The sequence below is a fragment of the Streptomyces sp. NPDC007872 genome, assembly GCF_042868165.1.
Taxonomy (GTDB): domain Bacteria; phylum Actinomycetota; class Actinomycetes; order Streptomycetales; family Streptomycetaceae; genus Streptomyces.
Map to the genome: position 1 here is coordinate 24649 of NZ_JBIAEA010000012.1, position 20225 is coordinate 44873.

The 20225-nt window shown below is 72.6% G+C and carries 17 protein-coding genes; 6 read left to right on the forward strand and 11 right to left on the reverse strand.

Features of this window, described 5'->3' with window-relative positions:
* The first annotated feature begins 42 nt into the window (after window positions 1-42).
* The 3 genes from ACFYNX_RS31145 (at window position 43) to rfbD (ending at window position 3151) form a co-directional block, all read left to right on the forward strand.
* Window positions 43-1110 (forward strand): glucose-1-phosphate thymidylyltransferase, encoded by a 1068-nt coding sequence (locus ACFYNX_RS31145; RefSeq protein WP_125664826.1) that lies wholly within the window; start codon window positions 43-45, stop codon window positions 1108-1110.
* A 52-nt stretch (window positions 1111-1162) separates the two neighbouring features.
* Window positions 1163-2149 (forward strand): dTDP-glucose 4,6-dehydratase, encoded by a 987-nt coding sequence (gene rfbB / locus ACFYNX_RS31150; RefSeq protein ID WP_388666294.1) that lies wholly within the window; start codon window positions 1163-1165, stop codon window positions 2147-2149.
* Between the two features lie 87 nt (window positions 2150-2236).
* A complete protein-coding gene (gene rfbD, locus ACFYNX_RS31155) occupies window positions 2237-3151 on the forward strand; it encodes a dTDP-4-dehydrorhamnose reductase (protein WP_125664822.1) in 915 nt (304 codons plus the stop codon).
* 77 nt (window positions 3152-3228) lie between these two features.
* Here the strand turns inward: rfbD and ACFYNX_RS31160 are convergent, their stop codons facing one another.
* The 3 genes from ACFYNX_RS31160 to ACFYNX_RS31170 all read right to left on the reverse strand — a co-directional run bounded on the left by ACFYNX_RS31160 (window position 3229) and on the right by ACFYNX_RS31170 (window position 5835).
* Window positions 3229-3831 (reverse strand): dTDP-4-dehydrorhamnose 3,5-epimerase, encoded by a 603-nt coding sequence (locus ACFYNX_RS31160; RefSeq protein ID WP_365541950.1) that lies wholly within the window; start codon window positions 3829-3831, stop codon window positions 3229-3231.
* A gap of 53 nt (window positions 3832-3884) precedes the next feature.
* Window positions 3885-4928: an inosamine-phosphate amidinotransferase 1 gene (locus tag ACFYNX_RS31165; RefSeq protein WP_388666298.1), complete on the reverse strand. Its 1044-nt coding sequence runs from the start codon at window positions 4926-4928 to the stop codon at window positions 3885-3887.
* A 64-nt stretch (window positions 4929-4992) separates the two neighbouring features.
* Window positions 4993-5835: a phosphotransferase gene (locus tag ACFYNX_RS31170; protein ID WP_388666302.1), complete on the reverse strand. Its 843-nt coding sequence runs from the start codon at window positions 5833-5835 to the stop codon at window positions 4993-4995.
* Between the two features lie 212 nt (window positions 5836-6047).
* Here ACFYNX_RS31170 and ACFYNX_RS31175 point away from each other — a divergent pair, with 212 nt between their 5' ends.
* Window positions 6048-6836 carry an inositol monophosphatase family protein gene (locus ACFYNX_RS31175; protein ID WP_388666305.1) on the forward strand — a complete coding sequence of 263 codons (789 nt, stop codon included), beginning with the start codon at window positions 6048-6050 and terminating at the stop codon, window positions 6834-6836.
* A 29-nt stretch (window positions 6837-6865) separates the two neighbouring features.
* Here ACFYNX_RS31175 and ACFYNX_RS31180 read toward each other — a convergent pair whose 3' ends face one another.
* Window positions 6866-8101, reverse strand: coding sequence for a DegT/DnrJ/EryC1/StrS family aminotransferase (locus ACFYNX_RS31180; protein ID WP_125664812.1), 1236 nt, complete (start codon window positions 8099-8101; stop codon window positions 6866-6868).
* A gap of 91 nt (window positions 8102-8192) precedes the next feature.
* On the reverse strand, window positions 8193-9719 hold the full coding sequence (locus ACFYNX_RS31185; RefSeq protein ID WP_388666308.1) for a GMC family oxidoreductase: 1527 nt from the start codon (window positions 9717-9719) through the stop codon (window positions 8193-8195).
* Window positions 9720-9952: 233 nt separating this feature from the next.
* On the opposite strand from ACFYNX_RS31185, the gene ACFYNX_RS31190 reads away from it, so the two are divergent.
* The gene (locus ACFYNX_RS31190; RefSeq protein WP_388666312.1) at window positions 9953-11227 is read left to right on the forward strand and encodes a DegT/DnrJ/EryC1/StrS family aminotransferase; all 1275 of its coding nucleotides are present in this window, start codon (window positions 9953-9955) and stop codon (window positions 11225-11227) included.
* A gap of 34 nt (window positions 11228-11261) precedes the next feature.
* Here ACFYNX_RS31190 and ACFYNX_RS31195 read toward each other — a convergent pair whose 3' ends face one another.
* From ACFYNX_RS31195 to ACFYNX_RS31220, 6 genes are all read right to left on the reverse strand, one after another.
* Window positions 11262-11906: an HAD family hydrolase gene (locus ACFYNX_RS31195; RefSeq protein WP_388666315.1), complete on the reverse strand. Its 645-nt coding sequence runs from the start codon at window positions 11904-11906 to the stop codon at window positions 11262-11264.
* A 37-nt stretch (window positions 11907-11943) separates the two neighbouring features.
* Complete coding sequence (locus ACFYNX_RS31200; RefSeq protein ID WP_388666317.1) at window positions 11944-12936, reverse strand: phosphotransferase family protein; 993 nt, start codon at window positions 12934-12936, stop codon at window positions 11944-11946.
* On the reverse strand, window positions 12936-13634 hold the full coding sequence (locus ACFYNX_RS31205) for a StsF protein (protein WP_388666320.1): 699 nt from the start codon (window positions 13632-13634) through the stop codon (window positions 12936-12938). The genes ACFYNX_RS31200 and ACFYNX_RS31205 overlap by 1 nt, the downstream gene beginning before the upstream one ends.
* 131 nt (window positions 13635-13765) lie before the next feature.
* The gene (locus ACFYNX_RS31210) at window positions 13766-14527 is read right to left on the reverse strand and encodes an SAM-dependent methyltransferase (protein ID WP_388666323.1); all 762 of its coding nucleotides are present in this window, start codon (window positions 14525-14527) and stop codon (window positions 13766-13768) included.
* Window positions 14528-14595: 68 nt separating this feature from the next.
* A complete protein-coding gene (locus tag ACFYNX_RS31215; protein ID WP_388666326.1) occupies window positions 14596-16338 on the reverse strand; it encodes an ABC transporter ATP-binding protein in 1743 nt (580 codons plus the stop codon).
* Window positions 16335-18095 carry an ABC transporter ATP-binding protein gene (locus ACFYNX_RS31220; RefSeq protein WP_388666329.1) on the reverse strand — a complete coding sequence of 587 codons (1761 nt, stop codon included), beginning with the start codon at window positions 18093-18095 and terminating at the stop codon, window positions 16335-16337. Before ACFYNX_RS31220 ends, ACFYNX_RS31215 begins: the two co-directional genes overlap by 4 nt.
* A 477-nt stretch (window positions 18096-18572) precedes the next feature.
* Here ACFYNX_RS31220 and ACFYNX_RS31225 point away from each other — a divergent pair, with 477 nt between their 5' ends.
* Window positions 18573-19859 carry an NAD(P)-dependent oxidoreductase gene (locus tag ACFYNX_RS31225; protein WP_365541971.1) on the forward strand — a complete coding sequence of 429 codons (1287 nt, stop codon included), beginning with the start codon at window positions 18573-18575 and terminating at the stop codon, window positions 19857-19859.
* The last annotated feature ends 366 nt before the right edge of the window (window positions 19860-20225 follow it).

Genomic DNA, 20225 nt, shown 5'->3' on the forward strand with positions numbered 1-20225 from the left:
ATCCCGAAACCCGTGCCTCCATGACCACGCAGGGAGAACGACATGAAAGCGCTCGTACTGGCCGGCGGATCCGGCACTCGCCTCAGGCCCATCACGCACACCTCCGCGAAACAATTGGTGCCCGTCGCCAACAAGCCGGTCCTTTTCTACGGACTGGAGGCCATCGCGGCGGCAGGGATCACCGATGTCGGCATCGTCGTCGGCGACACGTTCGGTGAAATAACCGACGCCGTGGGGGACGGCTCGAAATTCGGTCTCGACGTGACGTACATCCCGCAGCCGGAACCGCTGGGACTCGCGCACGCCGTACTGGTCGCCCGTGACTACCTGGGCGCGGACGACTTCGTCATGTACCTCGGCGACAACTTCGTGGTGGAGGGCATCGAGGGCCCGGTCCGGGACTTCCGGGCAGTCCGGCCGGACGCGCACCTGCTGCTCACCCACGTGTCCGACCCCTGCTCCTTCGGGGTCGCCGAGCTGGACGCCTCGGGGCGGGTGCGCGGGCTGGAGGAGAAGCCGGTCCGTCCCAAGAGCGACCTCGCGCTGGTCGGGGTGTACCTCTTCTCCCCCGCCATCCACGAGGCCGTGCGGGCCATCAAGCCTTCCTGGCGCGGGGAGCTGGAGATCACCGACGCGGTGCAGTGGCTGATCGAGGCCGGTCGGGACGTGCGCTCCACCCAGATCACGGGCTACTGGAAGGACACGGGCAACGTGGCCGACATGCTGGAGGTGAACCGGCTCGTCCTGGAGGAGGCCGAGGCACGCTGCGACGGGCTGGTGGACGAACACAGCGACCTCATCGGCCGCGTCCAGGTCGAGGGGGGCGCCGAGGTGCGCAACTCCCGGGTGGTCGGCCCCGCGGTGATCGGCGCGGGCACGATCGTGAGCGGGTCCTACGTGGGACCGTTCACCTCCATCGCCGAGGACTGCGTGCTCGAGGACAGCGAGGTGGAGTTCTCCATCGTGCTGCGCGGCGCCTCGATCTCCGGCGTGCGGCGCATCGAGGCGTCCCTCATCGGCCGGCACGTGCAGGTGACGTCCGCACCGCCGGTGCCGCACGCCCACCGGCTCGTGCTGGGCGACCACAGCAAGGCCCAGATCTCCTCGTGACGCGCCACCCCCTCGTGCCGACCGTCCGACCCGGAAAGCGGAGTCCGTTGCCATGACCACACATCTGCTCGTCACCGGAGGGGCCGGTTTCATCGGCTCCCACTACGTCCGCACCCTGCTCGGGCCCGACGGGCCTCCCGACGTGGTGGTGACCGTGCTGGACGCACTGACCTACGCGGGCAACCCGGCCAACCTGGCCGCCGTGCGCGACCATCCCCGCTACCGGTTCGTGCACGGCGACATCTGCGACGCACATCTGGTCGACCGGGTGATGGCGGGGCAGCACCAGGTCGTGCACTTCGCGGCCGAGTCCCACGTCGACCGTTCACTGCTGGACGCCTCCGCCTTCGTGCGGACCAACGTGCACGGCACCCAGGTCCTGCTGGACGCGGCGCACCGGCACGGGGCGGCGCCCTTCGTCCAGGTGTCCACGGACGAGGTCTACGGCTCCGTCGAGCACGGCTCGTGGACCGAGGACGAGCCGCTGCGCCCCAACAGCCCCTACTCCGCCTCCAAGGCCTCCGCCGACCTGCTGGCCCTGGCCCACCACGTCAGCCACGGTCTGGACGTGCGGGTGACCCGCTGCTCCAACAACTACGGTCCCCACCAGTTCCCCGAGAAGCTCGTCCCCCGGTTCGTCACCCTGCTGATGGACGGGCGCCGGGTACCCCTTTACGGGGACGGGCTGCACGTGCGCGAATGGCTGCACGTCGACGACCACGTGCGGGGGATCGAGGCGGTGCGCACCCGGGGCCGGGCCGGCCGCGTCTACAACATCGGCGGCGGCACCACCCTGAGCAACCGGGAGCTGGTGGGGTTGTTGCTGGAGGCCTGCGGGGCCGACTGGAGCCGGGTGGAGCACGTCGAGGACCGCAAGGGGCACGACCGGCGTTACTCCGTCGACTCCACTCGGGTACAAAAGGAGCTGGGCTTCCGGCCTGCCATCCCCCTGGCCGCCGGACTGGCCGCCACGGTCGCCTGGTACCGGAACCACCGTTCCTGGTGGGAACCGCTTCTCCCGGCCCGCTCGCCGTCCTAGGTGTCCGGCCGCTCCCGGCCGGACCGCCCCGGACGGACCGCTCCGCCCTTCCCGATGCCCGGCACGCACCCCTCGGAGACCGACACCATGCCCCCGTACCCCCGCCCGCGGTGGCTCGTCACCGGTGCGTCCGGCATGCTGGGGCGCGATCTCACCTCCCTGTTGCAGCGCCGGGGAACCCCGGTCACCGCACTCGACCGCCACGTCCTGGACATCACCGACGAGGGAGCCGTGCGGGCCGCGCTCGACCACCACCGCCCGGCGGTGGTGGTCAACTGCGCGGCGTGGACCGCGGTCGACGCGGCGGAGGCGGAGCCGTCCCGCGCGATGGCTGTGAACGGTGCCGGGCCTCTCCACATCGCCCGGGCCTGCCGGGCCCTGGGGGCCGTGTTGCTCCAGCTCTCCACCGACTACGTGTTTGCCGGTACGGCGAAGCGGCCGTACCGGGAGGACGACCCCACCGGTCCCGCCACCGTGTACGGGGTCACGAAGCGGGCCGGGGAGCAGGCGGTGCTGGACCTCCTGCCGGAGGCCGGTTACGTGGTCCGCACGGCCTGGCTGTACGGGGCGGGCGGACCCAACTTCGTGACGACGATGATGCGGCTGGAAGCCGAGCAGGACACCGTGCCGGTCGTGAACGACCAGCACGGCCAGCCGACCTGGACCGCGGACGTGGCCGGTCGGCTGGCGGCGCTCGGCACGGCGGCGCTGGCGGGCACGGCGCCCGCCGGGGTGTACCACGCGACCAACTCGGGCCGCACCACCTGGTACGCATTGGCCCGCGAGACGTTCCGGCTGCTCGGCGCCGACCCCGACCGGGTGCGGCCCACCACCAGCCGTGCGCTGGCCCGGCCGGCCGGCCGGCCGGGGTACAGCGTGCTGGACCACTCCCGCTGGCGGGCGGCGGGGATGGAGCCGCTGCGGGGCTGGGACGCCGCGCTGACGGAGGCGTTCCCCTCGCTGCGCGGGGCGGTGGGACGCTCGGCGCTGCCCCGGTCCTGAGCCGCCGGCTCCCGGGTCCCCCACGACGCGCGACGGCCCACCGGCACGGGATCGCCGGTGAGCCGTCGCGCGTGCGGTCAGTCCGCGGCGGGTCCGCGCAGGGAGCGGTGGAAGGCGACGCAGTCGTCGTAGGACGGGAGCAGACCCCGCCGCTCCATCTCGTCGAGCCCCGGGGCCGTGCGGTCCTTCTCCGAAAGCACCGGCTCGACGTCCTCGGGCCAGGCGATGCCGAGAGCGGGATCGAGCGGGTGCACCCCGTGCTCCCGTCCGGGGGCGTAGCCGCGCGAGGTGAGGTAGACGACGACGGCGGCATCGGTGAGCGCCAGGAACGCGTGGCCGAGTCCGGCCTCGACGTACAGGCTGCGGTGCGGGTCGTCGAGCCTGACCGCCTCCCAGCAGCGGTAGGTGGGCGAGCCGACGCGGATGTCCACCACCACGTCCAGGACGGCGCCCCCGAGACAGGTGACGTACTTCGCCTGGCTGGGCGGCATCTGCGCGAAGTGCACCCCCCGCAGCACGCCCCGTCGCGAGACGGAGCGGTTGGCCTGTGCGACGCCGGGGTCGTAACCGAGCGCGTCGCCCAGCGCCCGGCCGCTGTAGAGCTCCTGGAACTCGCCCCGGTCGTCGGTGAACGCACGGGTCTCCGACAGCCAGGCACCTTGCACACTCAGCGGACGCATCCGCGCCTCCTTGCAGGGTTTCGGTGGGGACGTGGGACGGGAGGGCCGACGGGTCAGAAGCGGTAGGTCTCCAACGCGCCGGTCCTGCGGACGTCGAGGACGAGCCCGTGGAACCCGCCGGCGAGGAGCCGGGAGTGGGTCAGCCGCAGCGGCAGCACATCGACGCCGTGCCGCTCCAGCACGCGCATCAGCTCCCGCTGCCGGCCGTCCACGACGACCAGGCCCGGCCTGACCACCAGCAGACCCGTGCCGGTCCACGTCGAGCGGTGCGGCGCGTCCCCCGCGCCGCCGGGTCCGGCAGGTTCGGGGCACTCGATCCGCCGCCAGGAGCGCAGCACGGCCGGCAGGTTGCCGCCGGTCACCCGGGACGGGTTGGTGAGGAGGAGGCCCGGGCGGAGCGGGAGCAGGGTGAGGTCGAGGGGGGTGGGGGCGTGCAGCCCGCGGCAGGGGTGCACGGTGTAGGTCCCGCCCACGGCCGACTGGAGCCAGCGGGCCCCGAGTTCGTTGCCGCTGTCGGACACCAGGTACAGCAGGTCGGTGCCGAGCCGCAGCACGTTGGCCGGGTCGAACACCGGCTCCCGTTCGCGCAGCCGCTCGCCGGGCGGGGCGCCGAGGTCGTACATCGCGCCGGTGAGGCGGGGCTCGGGCGCGGAGATCCATCTGCTGCCGCTGACGAGGTACTCGGTCAGCAGCTCCCGGTAGGCGAAGGGTTCCGAGAACCGCGCGCGCAGGGCCGTCGGGGTCTCGATGACGGTGTCACCGACGGTGAGCAGCCCGGCCCGGGGGCGGCGGCCGTCGTCCGTCCGGCCGAGCACGTCCGCGCATGCCGCGCGGTCACAGGTCCGGGGACGGCGGACCGTCACGCCGAGGCCGCGCAACTCCTCGCACAGCTCTTCCAGTTCCTCTTCCGTCTCCTTGAGGACCCGGTCCGGCCAGCGCACCGGGGCGGCGTCCCGTCGCCGGCCGTGGCACGCGCCTGCGGCTCCTTCGCTGCGTCCGGCGTACCCGACGGGGACCGGTGCCCGGGCACCGCGGACGGTGCCTACGACGACCTCTTCCAGCGGATCCCATTCGTTGTGAACGCTGACCAGGCTCACGGCGGTCCTTCGGTACGAGTCGGTCACGATGGTGTGGGGAGGCGGGTGGGCCGCGGCCCGCGGGTCAGGCGGGCGGGAGGTAGCGCGTCAGCCGGCCCCACATGGCGTCGTCGTCGGCGTCACCGGTGTGGGGGCCGGTGAAGCGGCCGGCGTACTCGGCGATCTCGGCGAGCACCCAGCGCAGTTCGTAGAACCGCAGGAAGACCGCGCGTCCCTCGGGGGCGGTGCCGAACACCCTGGTCAGGGCGGCCCAGTCGCGCTCCGGCGGGGCCCACATCGCCCCGCCCCAGTCGATGATGTCCACGCCCCGCCCGAACAGGACGTTCGTCGTGCTGGGGTCGCCGTGGGTCAGGGCGGGGCGTTCGCCGCGCCACAGGTCGGTGCACCGGTCGGCCACGCGGGCGGCCTCCTCGCACAGCGCGGCGAGGTGGTCCCGCCGTCGCGCCACCAGGTCGGCCAGCCGGTCGCCGTAGGGCCCGCACTCGCCCGCTCCGCCGCCCAGAGCCGTCTGGAGCGCCTTGTCGAGGTCGTTCCCGAAAGGGAGGCGGAAGTCCTCGACGGGTATGCCGACGGCCCGGGAGGCGGGCGGGTCGAAGGCATGCACCTCCCGCAACCTGGCTGCCAACAAGCCGAGTTGACCGGCGGTGGGGGGCGCGGGGGCGGCGACGGCGCGCTCGACGTAGGGAAACACCACGACGGGAAGGCCTGCGACCCGGTGGACGATCCGACCGTCCCGCCCGGGGAGCGGGGCGAGGACATAGTCCTTTCCGCTCTCGCGCAGCAAGAGCGGCACCTCGTACGCTGCGGGGAAATGGCCGTCCAGATCGCGGCGGACACTGATCCAGAGGGGTCCGCAGCGGTACGACCAACTGTCCTCACCGAGGGGGAAGAACTCGATCTCGGGCAATTCCCGGTCATCGGGAAGGAAGTTGCGGAAGTTTTCCTCGACAAGCCGGAGAAGGCTCCGGCGTTCCACGAGCGTGTTCTCCAAGAGCATGCCAGAGGCTAACACCGCGAGCCGCCGTGCGGCTTTTCTCGCCGGACGTTCAACCGGTTGTCCAATGAATTGCGGAAGGACAGGAAGTCCTCGTGAGCGGGTCCCGTGGCTATGGTGGACCGATGGTGAATGACAGCGACGTAAGGCTGGCGCACCGGCTCGCCGATCTGGCGGACGCATTGGCACTGGAATTCTTCGGGCAACGGCCGGTCGCACGGCGCAAGGAGGACGGCAGCCCGGTGAGCGAGGCCGATCTCGCGGTGGAGAAGGCCATGCTGGCGGTGCTGGCGGAGCAACGGCCGGGCGACGCGGTGCTGAGCGAGGAGAGCGGCACGCTCGGAACGGGGTCGCGGCGCCGCTGGATACTGGACCCCATCGACGGCACGATCCCCTTCCTGGCCGGGCGGCGGGACTGGGGCACCCATGTGGCCCTGGAGGTGGAGGGGGAGCTCCGGGTCGCCGTGCTGAGCCGTCCGACCGAGGGCGTCCGGTGGTGGGCGGAGCGCGGCCGCGGCGCGTTCGCGTCCGCCCGCGGCGGGCCCTTGTCGGCGTCGCGTCCGCTGCGCGTGCCGGAGACGACCGGACCGCTCTCGGCGGCCCGGGTGGGCGGCTTCCTCATGCCGGGCTCCCCCGTCGAGCCGGTGCGCGACCGGATGAGGTGGATCGACTCCTCGGTGTGTCTGGTCGCCGATCTGCTGGAGGGCCGGGCCGAGGGGCTGGTCGACGAGGGCGGGCACGTCTGGGACCGGGCGCCGGCCGCCCTCCTGGTGGCGGAGGCCGGCGGCCGCGTGGACGACCTGTGCGGCGGCGGCCGGCTGGACGGGCGCTGGCTGGTGTACGCGGCGCCGGGCGTTGCGGACGAGCTGACCGGGCTGGTGCGGGACGCCGCCGGGCCCGGCGGAACGGCCTGACCCTCGCGGGGCCGCCGGACCGGCCGGGGTCAGGCCGGGGCCTCGCCCTTGACCGCGCGGCGGAACGCCTCCGCTGCGCGGTCGATCTCCGCCTGCGAGGATCCGGGGTGGACGCCGAACCCGGGGCCGAGGTAGCCGTCGGAGACGCCGGTGGCGAGGGCGACGGAGCGGCCGAGGACGCTGTCGGTGCGGGGGAGCGCACCGGCTTCGAAGGGGTGTGCGGCCGGGCGTCCTCCGGGGGCGCGGGACGGCACGACGGAACGGTCGCCGCGGCCGAACGCGGTGAGCGCGGGCAGCCCGCCGTAGTAGTGCGTCGGCGAGTCCAGGAGCGTCCGGGTGCGCAGCCGGTCGGCCACGTCCCGCGCGTGCGCGGCATCGTCGAAGACGTACACGGCGGTCGTGCCGCACTCCCCCGCCGGGTCGTGGGAGGTCCTCGGTCGCACTCCGGGCAGTTCGCCGATCGCCTCGGTCAGCCGGCGCTTCACGTCCCGCACACGGTCGAGGATCAGGTCCAGCTTGTCGAGCTGGGCGAGCGCCACGGCGGCGTGCAGTTCGCCGAGTCCCAGGTTCATGCCGAGCAGCAGGTCGCCCTCCCCGTGGTCCCGGCGGTAGGGGAACCAGCCCTGGTCGTGGAAGGAGTAGGCCCGCTGGAAGACCGCGGGGTCGTCGGTGAGCAGGAATCCGCCCTGCAGCGAGGTGATCACCTTGTAGTGGTTGAGGGAGAAGGTGCCGACGTCCCCCAGGGTGCCGAGCGGACGGCCGCGGTAGGTACCGCCCGCGCTCTGCGCGCAGTCCTCCAGGAGGTGCAGTCCGTGCTCGTCGGCGAGGGCTCGCAGCGCGGCCATGTCCGAGGGCGCGCCCAGCATGTGCACGGGCATGATCGCCCGGGTGCGGGGGGTGATCCTGGCGCGCACGTCGACCGGATCGAGGGTGAGCGACTCGTCGACCTCGGCGAGCACCACGTCGGCACCGCAGTGCAGCACGGCGGCGATCGAGGCGACGAACATGTAGCCGGGCACGACGACCTCGTCGCCGGGTCCGACGCCGAGTCCCACGAGGGCGGCGACCAGCGCGGAGGTGCCGCTGTTGACGCCGAGGCAGTGGGCGGCGCCGAACCGTTCGGCCGCTGCCTGTTCGAAGCGGCGGACCCACTCCCTCTCGCCGGGGTCGTCGAACGCCTCCCGGTCGGCGTACCAGCGGTCGAGCACGGCCATGACGTTGGCGCGTTCTTCGTCGCCGAAGAAACGGTATCCGGGGCCCGGCACGGTGGTACCTCCTGGGTGGGGTCGGTGGTCTCGGGGAGTGTCGCGCGGACGGCGGTGCGGGGCGGGCCGTCGGGCGGGCGCGGAGGGGGCGTCAGACACCGGTGAGCAGTCCGGCGAGCCGACGGGAGAGCGCGATGGTGGTCAGGGACGGGTTGGCCGCGCCCAGCCGGGGGAAGACGGCCGGGCCGGCGGCGTGGAGGCCGGGCAGCGCCGGGAAGGCGTGGTCGGCGTCGAGCAGTCGGCCGAGCGGCAGGCTGCCGCCCTCGTGGTCCTCGGTGCCGAGCAGGCTCGTCCACGTCTCGGGCCGGCCCTCTGGCTGGCTCCGGGTCCGGTCGGGCAGCACCCGGGTGTTGTCGCGGTCGGTGTCGCCGAAGTCGGTGAACACCAGCGGGGCCGCGGGCACGCCCAGTTCACGGGCGGCCGTCGCCCAGAAGTCGCGCAGCAGGTCGCGCTGCGCGCCGATCACCTTGCGGTCCTCGGGCAACAGCGCGGTCCGGACGTGCGCCCGCCACGAGGCGCCCCCGGAGGGCCGGCACTCCACGACGCTCTCCTGGTTGGGCAACTGCTCCCCGGTGATCCGTACGTCCAGGAGCGCCCGACCGGGTCCGTCGGGGTGCACGTCCATCCGCAGGTAGGAGCGGAGCGCCGGGTCACTCGGCACGTGGTACGAGCCGGGCACGGGCAGCGGGCCGGCCGGCAGCCGGACCGTGAAGCCCTGCACGAGGTGGTCGGCCAGGCCGCCGAGCCGCGGGGTGCGCAGGGCGCCCGCGGTGGCGAGGGCGTGCGCGGCGAGCCGGGTGCTCTCCACGGTGGCCGCGCACAGCACCACGGTGTCCGCGGCGACCGTGGCCGTGGTCCCGTCGGCGGCACGCACCAGGACGCCCCGGGCCCGTCCGGCGCGCACGTCCACCGCGAGCACCTCCGTGTCGCAGCGGACCGAGACACCGGGGGGCGGGGCCGGCCGGCCGTCGGGTCCGCGCCAGGCGTCGAGCGCGGTGTACGCCTCCCAGCGGTCGGTGCCGGGCAGGCGCCGGCAGGCGCGGGGCAGCGGGAGGAACTCCTGGCCGCCGAACACGGCGCAGCCGGGTTGCGCGGCGTCCCACAGCCGGCCGCCGCTCCACGCGGTCAGGTCCGCGGTGACCCGGTCGTACCAGGAGGGCTCGCCGGCGATGCCGACGGTCAGGGCGGTGACGACCTCGGCGGGCCAGTCCGACGGGTGCAGGGCCCAGTCCTCCAGAGGCAACACCACGCCGTGCCAGTACAGGGAGCGGCCGCCCAGCCTGCGGCGGAGCCCGGAGATGCCGGTGTAGTGCGGGGGCGCCTCGGACCGCCACGACCGGTGGAAGTGGGGGTCGCGCTCCGGAGCGAACACCAGCTCGGTGGCGTGCGTCTGGGAGTGCGTCACGTGAATGTGGGCCAAGTCCTCGCCAGGCCCCGCCTCCAACAACAGGACGTCCTCGGCACCGTGGTCGGCCAGCGCGGTGGCGAGTTCGATGCCCGCGAGTCCGCCGCCGACGATCACGGTCCGGGCGTGCCGGGGAACGGGGCCGGAGGAGGACGCCCCGCCCGTCCGGTGGGTGCCGGTGCCGTCGTGCCGCTTCCGGGGATTACCGGACATCTCTGACTCCTCCACCTGATGCTTTTCCCGCCTTTGGTCGCGGAGACCTGACCGGGTATTCAGCCGTCCGGCCAGCCGCAGCGTACCGATACGTTCGAGTGCTCGCTTTCCTCAGTCGAACAGGACGGGGGCGCGGGACCGTTCGGAGGCACTCTCCTCACTGTGGCGTACGGCGGACGGAGGTGCGTAAATTTCTCTCCCCATCCGTCAAATTCTCGAAAGCGAGGGCAAGCATGGCAAATGCATTGGCTATCGCCGGTGGACCGCGTCTCACGGACCGGGAGTGGCCGCGTTGGCCACAGCCCGGCGAGCGGGCGCTGAAAAGTCTCGAAGACGTATTGACGAGCGGGCGCTGGACCATCAGTTGCGCCTATCAGGGTCGGCAGTCCTACGAACGGCAATTCGCGGAGGCCTTCGCGAACTACTGCCGTTCGGCGTTGTGCGTGCCGGTGGCCACCGGAACCGCCGCGCTGGCCATCGCCCTGGAGGCGTGCGGAGTCGGCGCCGGCGACGAGGTGATCGTGCCCGGCCTCACGTGGGTGGCGTCGGCGTCGGCCGTGCTGGGCGTCAACGCCGTTCCCGTGCTGGTGGACGTCGACCCGCAGACGTACTGCCTGGACCCGGCGGCCGTGGAGGCGGCGATCACCGAGCGGACCCGGGCCATCACCGTGGTGCACGCCTACTCGGCCGTGGCCGATCTGGACTCGCTCATCGACATCGCCCAGCGGCACGGCCTGCCGCTGATCGAGGACTGCGCGCACGCGCACGGCGCCCGCTACGGTGACTGGCCCGTGGGCGCTTTCGGTACCGCGGGGGTGTTCAGCATGCAGGGCAGCAAGCTGCTGACCTGCGGCGAGGGCGGCGCACTGGTGACCGACGACGCGGACGTCGCGAACCGGGCGGAGCACCTGCGCGCGGACGGGCGGGTGCTGCGGCCCGAACCGGTCGAGGTGGGCGAGATGGAGCTGGAGGAGACCGGCCGGCTGATGGGCAGCAACGCCTGCCTGTCGGAGTTCCACGCGGCGGTGCTGCTGGACCAACTGGCCCTGCTGGACGGGCAGAACACCCACCGGATACGGGCCGCGGAGCACCTCGAGAACCGCCTGAACGAGATGGGTCTGACGGTCCAGGAGACCTCCCCCGGGACCACCGGCCGCGCCTACTACCGCTTCATGGTGCGCCTGCCCGACGAAGTGCTGGCCGTGGCGCCGGTGGACCGGATAGCCGGCGCGCTCACCGCCGAGCTGGGCTTCGCCGTAATGCAGACGCACCGGCCCTTGAACGACAACCCGCTGCACCGGCCGGCCTCGCGCCGGCGGTTCGCCACCGACGCGCACTACCTGGAGCAGGTGAATCCGGCGCGGTTCGACCTTCCGGTCGCCAAACGCCTGCACGACAGCGTGGTGAGCTTCGGCCACGAGGTGCTCCTCGCCCCGCTCGACGCCATCGACGACATCGCACGGGCGTTCCGGAAGGTACTGGACAACATCCGGGACATCTCCCGCTGAAGCCGGCCCCACCGGGGCCTCCCGAGGGAGGCCCTCACGGCTCGGACGGCAGCACGTCACCACCCACCGCCGCTCCGAGCCGATTCGCGAAGACCTCCGGGACGGACACGTGCAGGGTCCGCATGCCCAGTCCGTTCCCCACCCGCAGCACCGTGGCGCGGTCGTCGACGAGCAGGGTCTCGGCAGCCGCCGCACGGCAGGTACGCAAGGCCTCGGTGAAGAAGGAGGGCGCCGGTTTCACCCGACCCGTGCGCCAGGACGAGCACAGCGTGTCGAACAGCGCGAAGTGCCCGTACGCCTCGTCCTTCAGCCGGTCCCAGTGCTCGGCCTCGTTGTTGGTGAGGACCAGCCGCACTTCCGGCCGCCGCTCCCGCAGTTCCCGCAGGACGCGGAAGCTGTCCCGGTGGGGGCGGACGCTGTCGAGGTACGCGCGGTCCATCCAGCGTCCCTCCGCAGGCGTTCCGGCCCGGGAGCCGTTCCCTCCGGCGACGAGCCGTGCGATCACCCGGTGCACATGGCTCGCGCCGCTCTCGTACCGGGGCGCGGACTCCTCCACGCGCCGAGCGAGTTCCCCTCGGTCCACGCCGTAGCGGTCGGCGACCCGGTCGAGGAAGTCCGTCTCCTCGTTGATGTTGTTGTACAGCACGCCGCCTGCGTCCACGAACAGCGTCCGTATCATCGTCCCGCCTCTCCTCGGGGCCCCCGGGCCCCCGGACTCAACGCCCCAGCAGGGGCTCGTAGTAGCCGCCGTCGCCGTGCGCGCAGGCGACGAGCATCCGGTACGGCTCCCAGTCCCGGTGGTCCCTGCGGCGGGGCTTGGCCAGCTCGCGCTCCAGGCCCCAGGTCTCCAGTTGGATCGAGTGGCCGATCAGCAGGGCGGCGTCGGCGTCGGTGCGCAGGAACGGGGCGGCCAGTTCGGCCACCGTCTCCTGGAGCAGCCCGCGGTCGGCGCGTTCCCCCTCAGTGGTCCCGGTGCCCGGCGCCGGGGGTGCGAAGGCCGTCTTGACCAGTTCGTTGAGGTCCAGGTGCACAGGAGCGAGGACCGCGAACTCGAAGTCCAGCAGGGACACCACGTCGGTACCGTCCCACAGGGCGTTCACCGGGGAGAGGTCACCGTGGTTGAGCACAGGGGCGGCCCCGGGCAGGGCCGCCCAGTGCCGCTCCAGGGCGGCGGACAACCGCCTCCGCTCCCCGGCCGTGAGCACTCCCGCGGCGTGCAGCCGCCCCAGGGCGGCGTCGGCCTCGTCCGGGGACCGCGCGTAGAACGGGTTGTGGGAGCGGGCCAGGGGCGCGGCGGCCGCCGGGTCGACCTGGTGAGCCGCCCGGGCCCGCTCCCACAACCGCCGTGTCGCGGCCGCGCGCCGCTGCCCGTCCAGGCCGGCCCAGGCATCGTCCAGGCAGACGGCTTCGATCTCCCGGGTGACCACCCACTCGAAGCCGCGGGTCGTGCCGGACGCGAGGACCGCCGGATAGCCCACCTCGGGGGGCAGCAGGGCGGCCAACCGCGTCTCGCGCACCAGGTCCCGGGCCGCGCTGGATCCCGCGACCCGTACGGCGAGCCCACCGCCGAGCCAGGTGGCGTTGGTCCGGCCGGACGTGCGGCGGGCGGACCGGAAGACCGCCCCGTGGCTCCGGAAGACCTCCTCGGCCACGGCGGCGACCTCCGCGGCGCGCGCCGCGCGCTCGGCGGCGGTCGTGACGCCGGTCATCAACGGGCCATCAGCCGCAGCGAGACGACCAGACGCAGCGGGTCCCGTCCCTCGGGCATCCGGAGCAGCGGCGGCACCTCGTGCCACATACGGGGGCCGAGCAGCCGGGCGTCGCCCTCTCGGTCGTACATCGGCTCCAAGTAGCCCCCGCGCAGGATGCGCATGGCGCCGACGGTGTCGTAACAGAGGGGGAACTGGAGGTTGAACCGGTCGAGGTCGGTGTCCTGCTCGGCACCGTGCGGGCCGATGTAGTCGCCCTCGCGGTAGGCCAGGAGGAACACCCGCTCGTAGCGCAGCGAACGGCCGGTGATGGTGTCGACGACGGGCAGCATCTGCCGTGCCGCGTGCTCGGCCCAGTCGAGCAGGCCGTGATCACGGAAGACGGCCGTGACGCGTGCGGAGTGGCTCGGCGAGTCGGATTTGGCGTCGAGGCGCTGGAACCGGAAGCCGTAGCCGAGCGAACCGCCGTCGGAGCTGTGCTCCTGAGCGTCGACCAGGGGTTCGTCGCCCAGATGCCGGTACGCCGAGAGGGCCGCCGCCTTGAGCGCGGTGACGTCGGCGACCTGCGGTATCTGGGCGCATCGGTACGAGGCGTAGTGGGCGCGCAGGGCGTCGACGTCGATGTCGGGACCGGAGGTGCGCAGCGGGCCGATCGGCACGGCGGGACGGACGGTGTCGGTGTCGGTGTCGGTGTCCACGGGAACCTTCTTTTGCGAATGGCGGTCACGGTGGGTCGTCTCGGGAAGCGGCTCGGCGCGCACGGCGCCCGCCGGAGCGGGTGGTCCGCGCGCCGGGCCGGGACGAGGCAGGAGGGTGGGACGGGGCGGGCTCAGGCGGTGCCGAGCACCACCAGGCGGCGGCTGCTGACGGTGAAGGGGCCGCCCGTCTCGTTCATGACGCGTGCGTGGGAGAAGCCGGCGGTGCGGAACCACTCCAGGATCTCGGGGGCCGTGAACATGCGGACGCTGTAGCGGGCCCGCTCCACCTTCCCGCCCCGGATGGTGATCTTCTCCGCGTAGTAGCGGCTCGCCTCGGCGTCCAGTTCCTGGATGTCGACCGCGAGGTCCTGTCCGCGGCGCAGGACATCGACGTGCATGTCGTGGTTGGCCAGCACACTCGGGATGTGTCGGTACGGGGAATGCATGTCGAGCAGGAAACGGCCGCCGGGCCGGAGTGCGCGACGGTAGCGCCGGAGGATGTCCCGGTCCGTCTCGTCGTCGAAGTAACCGAAGGAACTGTACCAGGAAACGGCGGCGTCGAATTCTTCCTCGAAGGACATCTCGCGTAGGTCGACGTGCCGGTAATCGACCTCGACCCCCATTTTCTCGCTCTCGTCACGGGCCATCTCGAGAAATCGTTCGTCGCGGTCGATACCGACCACCCGGTAGCCCCGCGAGGCCAGTACGTTGGCGTGCCGGCCGTGTCCGCACGGCGCGTCCAGAAGACGCGATCCCGGCTGCAATCCACCGAGTTCGACCATGCTCGACGCCTCGATCCCGCTCAGCTCCGGAGTGAGGTCGGGAAGGTCGAAGTAATCGTAATCGTCGCCGAAAAGGCTGTCCCAATCGACGTGCGGCTTCCTTGGATTCATATCGCTCAGGCTAGGACCGCAGCCGTGTGTGCCGCAATGATTTCAATAGCCGTGCGGGCGGATCGATTTCATTCGCCGTGCCAGGCGCGCCACAGGGCGGCATAGGCGCCGTCGGCGGCCAGCAGAGCGTGGTGGCTGCCCAGTTCGGTGACGCGGCCCTCCTCGACGACGGCGATCCGGTCGGCATCCTCGGCGGTGTGCAGTCGGTGCGCGATGGCGATGACGGTCCGGTCGCCCAGCACGGCGGCCAGGGCCCTCTCGGCGTGCCGTGCCGTGGCCGGGTCGAGCAGCGCGGTGGCCTCGTCGAGCACCAGGGTGTGCGGGTCGGCGAGCACCAGCCGGGCCAGGGCGACCTGTTGGGCCTGTGCGGCGGTGAGCGGGTGCCCGGTGGAGCCGACCGGGGTGTCCAGGCCGCTCGGGAGCGCCGCCGACCAGTCGCCGGCTCCGACCACCTCCAGGGCGCGGCGCGCCTCGGCGTCGTCGGCACCCGGCCGGGCAAGGGTGAGGTTCTCGCGCAGAGTGCCGCGGAAGATGTGGTGCTCCTGGGTGACCAGGGCGATGCGGCGGCGCAGCTCCGCGGTGCTCAGCTCGACCAGGGGGACGCCCCCGACCCGGACGGTGCCGGAACCGGGATGGTAGATGCCCGCGAACAGTTTGCCGAGGGTGGACTTTCCGGAGCCGGAGGGACCGACGACGGCGAGCCGTTCGCCCGGCGCCAGGTCCAGGTCGACACCGTGCAGGACGGTGCGTCCGGGCACGTAGGAGAAGCTGACGTCCCGGACGCTGAGGTCCCGGCCGCAGGGCGAGGCGCCGGTCGGCTCGCGGTCCGCCGGCAGCTTGCTGACGCCGAGTACCCGGGCCAACGAGGCCGAACCGATCTGGAGCTCGTCCATCCAGCTCAGGACGTCGTCCAGGGGAAAGATCAACTGTCGTACGTAGAGGGTGGCGGCGACCACCTGGCCCAGCGAGGCAAGTCCGCCGGTGTAGAGCACTCCGCCGACGGCGAGCGTGGCCACCAGGGGGACCGCGTAGCTGAGCTCCACCGTCAGGTACCAGGAGCTGCGCAACCACATCGTGCGGTGCTCGGCGCGGTACGCCTCCCCCAGGTCGTGGTCGAGCGCCCGGCGGCGCCGGTCCCGGAGGCCGAACGCCTCCGCGGTGCGGGCGCCGGGCACGGTCTCGGCAAGGGTGTCGCCGAGTGCCACGTAACCGGCGGCACGCCGGCGGTACACCACACCGGAGCGGCGCAGGTACCAGCGGGTGCCGGCGCACAGCAGGGGGACGACGAGCAGGCTGGGCAGCGCGGTGAGCGGGCCGACGAGCAGCAGGGCGCCAAAGGTGAACAGGCAGGTGAGCGTGGCGATCAGGGTCTCGGGCGCGGCGTAGCGGACGGTGTTGGTGAGGGCGTCGGTGTCGCGTGAGGCACGGGTGATCAGATCGCCGGGCTCGGCGTCCTCCACGGTGGACAGCGGCAGCGTCACCACCCGGTCGACGAAGTCCTCCCGCACCTCCGCGGTGATCTTCTCGCCGAACCGGCAGGACCGCTGGACCGCGGCGTAGGTGAGCACGGCCTGGCCGACCAGGGAGGCCAGCAGGCCGAGGGCGAGCAGGTCGACGGCGCCGCTCGTGGTTCCTTCGGCCACCTCGTCGATGAGCCGGCCGATCAGCCAGGGCGCGACCAGCCCGCACGCCGCGGCCAGTCCGTGCAGGGACAGCAGCCAGGTGAGGTCGCGGCGATGGCCGCGCGCCAGGACGCGGGCGTGCGCGCGCACTTCCACCGTGTCGGCAACCGGCAGTGCGACCCTGTTCATTCCGCACTCCTGCGGGCGAAGGGGGCGGTGGGGGACGCATCCCCGGCGGGGTCTTCGCCGGTCTCGCGCTGTATGGCCAGGCGGTACCGGGGGTCGGCGGCCAGCAGATCGCGGTGGCTTCCGGTGGCGACGACCGAACCGTCGTGGACGAAGGCCACCCGTTCGGCCCGTTCGAGGAGCAGGGGGCTGGAGCTGACCAGGACGGTGGTGCGGCCCGCCCTGGCGGCGCGCAGCCGGTGGCCCACCCGGTTCTCGGTGTGGGCGTCGACGGCTGACGTGGGGTCGACCACGACGAGGACGTCGGGGTCGGCCAGCACCGCGCGGGCGAGGACGAGCCGTTGGCGCTGGCCTCCCGAGAACCGGCTTCCGTCGGCGGTTACGACGGCGTCCAGTCCTTCGGGCAGCGACTCGACGACGTCCTCGGCGGCCGCCACCCGCAGCGCGGCGAGCACGTCGTCGTCCCCGGCGGCGCGGTGCGGGTCGAGGTTGTCGCGCAGGTTGCCGCGGAAGAGCCGGGGGCGGTTGTCGACCACGAGGATGTGCCGGCGGACCTGCTCGGTGCGCATTTCCCGCAGCGGCAGTCCGGCGTAGCGGACGGACCCGCCGGTGTAACCGCCCAGGCGGTCGGCCAGGCGCACGCCCTCGGCCGGCGGTGCCACCACCACCAGGAAGGAGCCGGCGGGAACGACCAGTCCGGTGTGCTCGTCGACCAGGTCGTGCGCGCCGACGGGCACCGGCATGTTCCCCCCTCTGGCGTCCGGGGAGGTGGTGGGCAGGGCCAGTACGGCGATCACGCGGCGGGCGGCGACATGGGCCCGGGCGAAACGGTCGGCGGTGTCGGTGAAGATGGCGAGCGGTTCGACGAGGAAGGCGGCGTACGCGTAGAAGGCGACGAGTTCGCCGGGCGTGACCGTGCCGCTCAGGGCGGCGCGGGCGCCGATCCAGGTGACGACGCCGACCAGCAGACCGGGCAGCAGTACCTGGGCGGCGCGGATCAGGGCCTCCGCCCCGGCCACCTCGGAGCCGGCGGCGCGCACGCGCTGCGAGCGCTCGCGGTAGGAACGGGCGAAGGAGGTCTCGCCGCCGACACCGCGCAGGACCCGCAGTCCGGTCACCACGTCGGTGAGCCGGGAGGTCAGCTCGCCCTGGAGGTCGCGGTAGGCGCTCTGCCTGCGGTGCAGGGGGCGCAGGGTGTAGCCCATGGTGAGGATGATCGCGGGCAGGAGGACGATCAGGAGGAGGCCGAGCCAGGGCGACTGGTCGAGGAGTATCGCGGCCACCAGGATCGTCGAGACGACGGCGCCGAAGGCCCGGCCGACGACGTCGAAGGCGTTGCCGATGGTGGTCATGTCCGAGGTGCCGACGCTGACCAGTTCCCCGTCGTCGACGCGCCGTTCGAGGCCGGCGCCGAGCCGGTCCGCGTGGGCGGTCACCAACTGGACCGTTCGGAAACCGGCGGACAGCGCGTTGTGCATGCTCAGTCGGCGGCGGAACATGCCGGACACCGCCTGCACCAGGCCGAGGCCGAGGAGCACGGCGGACCAGACCAGGACGGTGCCCATGTCGCCGGGGACCAGTCCCTCGTCGACGGCCTCGCGGATGACGACCGGCACGAGCGCCTGCGAACCGAGCCACAGGAGGCCGAGGAACGCCGCGGCACTCAGGGGGCGGGCCATCCGGCCCGCGAGCCAGAGCAGGTACCTGAAGGCCGAGCGGATATCGGGGTGACCCGGGTCTGCGACGGGAAGCGGGCGCATTGCGCGAACATATCGAGCGTTCCGGCCTGGTCGTCAATTCCTCCTCCGTAAAGACCGGTTTCCCTGTTCGACTGCCGATCGTCCGCAGTCGAAACCCGGGAGCCGCGGCACACCGGCGGCGGGCTCTCCGCCGCGAGGAACCCCTCTGCTGCCGCCCGCACGGAAGAGGCCACCACGGGGGAAAGCCCGTCGCACGCCCCGGAAGGTCTTCCGGCGCGCTGTGCGTAAGCGGTCGGCGGGGCGGCTGTTGCCCGGCCTCGTGCCGGCGACCTAGCCTCGCAAATCCATGACGCACCGACAGGCATCGGAGATCGCCATGCTGGTTCACGCCACCTCGCCGAGGAGTGCGGCACTCCCGGGCCGGAAACGACTGGAGGACGACCGCGAACCGTCCGCCCGTTCCCGCCGTCCGTTCGGGCTCCCGACGGCGCCGGCTCCGCGCCGGTCCCGGTCGGCCGGAGCCCCGGTGGGCCGTCGATGATCATCGTCGACGCCGCGCTGCGCCGTCGCGCGGAAGAGCGCCGGCCGATCCGGGTCGGCATGGTGGGCGCCGGTTACATGGGGCGGGGACTGGTGCGGCACATCACCACCTCGGTGCCCGGCATGCGGGTGGCCGCCATCTCCAACCGGAACCCGGACAATGCGGAACGCGCGTACCGGGAGGCGGGTCTGAGGCCCGTCCTGGCTGGGAGCCGGGACGCGGTCTCGGCGGCCGTGGCCGCCGGACGGCCGGTCGTCACGGAGGACGCGTTCGCCCTGATCGAGGCGGAGGGCATCGACTGCCTGGTGGACGTCACCGGTGCGGTGGAGTTCGGTGCCAGGATCACCGTCGCCGCCATCGAGCGCGGTCTTCCGGTGGTGACGATGAACGCCGAACTCGACTGCACGGTCGGACCGCTGCTGGCGCACCGCGCCCGCGCGGCCGGGGTGGTGCTCACCGGGGCAGACGGCGACCAGCCTGCGGTGCAGGCCAATCTGCTGCGCTTCGTGCGCAGTCTGGGTGTCACTCCCCTGGTGGCCGGCAACGTCAAGGGGTTCCAGGACGAGTACCGCACCCCCACGACCCAGCAGCCGTTCGCCGACCGGTGGGGGCAGAACGTCCACATGATCACCAGCTTCACCGACGGGACGAAGGTCTCCTTCGAACAGGCGATCGTGGCCAACGCCTTCGGCTTCACCGTACCCAAGCGCGGCATGTACGGGCGCGACCACACCGGACACGTGGATCGGCTGGCCGAGATGTACGACGTGGACGAACTGCGGGAGCTCGGCGGCATCGTGGACTACGTGGTGGGTGCCAAGCCCGCGCCCGGCGTGTACGTGCTGGGGACCCACGACGACCCGGCGCAGCACACGTACCTGGAACTGTACAAGCTCGGGCGCGGCCCGCTGTACAGCTTCTACACGCCCTACCACCTGTGCCACTTCGAGGTGCCGCACACCGTGGTGCGCGCCGTCGACTTCGGCGACGCCGCGCTGACCCCGCCCGCCGGCCCCCGGGTCGACGTGGTGGCCACCGCCAAGCGTGACCTGCCCACCGGCACGGTGCTGGACGGGATAGGCGGCTACGACACCTTCGGGGTGGCCGAGTCGCACGCGGTGACGCGCGCCGACGACCTGCTACCGATGGGCATCTCCGAGGGGTGCGTGCTCCGCCACGCCGTCGCCAAGGACACCGTGCTCGGCTACGGGGACGTGATCCTGCCGCCGGATCGACTCGTCGACGTGCTGCGCGCCGAGCAGGACAAGCTGTTCGCGGCCTGAGCCTGTTCTTCGTGATCCGACCCGATCGCGCACGGCACGGCATCGGAGGTTCTCGAACTCGCGCGGGAACGCCTGCCGGTGCAGGCCGGCTTGCCCGCTCGACGGACCGGGGCCGACGACCACGGCAGGACGGAGTCCTTGCCGTGCTCCGGCGGCACGGTCCGAAGGACCGGGACCGGCCTGCGCATTACGCGGTCCGTGCGCATCCGCCTCCTGCGCCTCGACCGGTGCACCGGCCGGACCGGTCGGTGAGGGACGGTCTCATGCGGTCCCGCTCTCCCGGGTGAACCCAAACGCGCGGAGGCGGAGCGTTTCTCCGGCGAATCCCCGCACCTCGCGCGGTCGACGAGCACCCCAGACCCGGTG

Bases quoted from the DNA above. Each gene is read 5' to 3' on its own strand.
- ACFYNX_RS31220 (WP_388666329.1), bottom strand. From the start codon at position 18,095: ATGCGCCCGCTTCCCGTCGCAGACCCGGGTCACCCCGATATCCGCTCG.
- rfbD (WP_125664822.1), top strand. From the start codon at position 2,237: ATGCCCCCGTACCCCCGCCCGCGGTGGCTCGTCACCGGTGCGTCCGGC.
- ACFYNX_RS31195 (WP_388666315.1), bottom strand. From the start codon at position 11,906: ATGATACGGACGCTGTTCGTGGACGCAGGCGGCGTGCTGTACAACAAC.
- ACFYNX_RS31160 (WP_365541950.1), bottom strand. From the start codon at position 3,831: ATGCGTCCGCTGAGTGTGCAAGGTGCCTGGCTGTCGGAGACCCGTGCG.
- ACFYNX_RS31175 (WP_388666305.1), top strand. From the start codon at position 6,048: ATGGTGAATGACAGCGACGTAAGGCTGGCGCACCGGCTCGCCGATCTG.
- ACFYNX_RS31210 (WP_388666323.1), bottom strand. From the start codon at position 14,527: ATGAATCCAAGGAAGCCGCACGTCGATTGGGACAGCCTTTTCGGCGAC.
- ACFYNX_RS31185 (WP_388666308.1), bottom strand. From the start codon at position 9,719: ATGTCCGGTAATCCCCGGAAGCGGCACGACGGCACCGGCACCCACCGG.
- ACFYNX_RS31215 (WP_388666326.1), bottom strand. From the start codon at position 16,338: ATGAACAGGGTCGCACTGCCGGTTGCCGACACGGTGGAAGTGCGCGCG.
- ACFYNX_RS31200 (WP_388666317.1), bottom strand. From the start codon at position 12,936: ATGACCGGCGTCACGACCGCCGCCGAGCGCGCGGCGCGCGCCGCGGAG.
- ACFYNX_RS31190 (WP_388666312.1), top strand. From the start codon at position 9,953: ATGGCAAATGCATTGGCTATCGCCGGTGGACCGCGTCTCACGGACCGG.
- rfbB (WP_388666294.1), top strand. From the start codon at position 1,163: ATGACCACACATCTGCTCGTCACCGGAGGGGCCGGTTTCATCGGCTCC.
- ACFYNX_RS31225 (WP_365541971.1), top strand. From the start codon at position 18,573: ATGATCATCGTCGACGCCGCGCTGCGCCGTCGCGCGGAAGAGCGCCGG.
- ACFYNX_RS31145 (WP_125664826.1), top strand. From the start codon at position 43: ATGAAAGCGCTCGTACTGGCCGGCGGATCCGGCACTCGCCTCAGGCCC.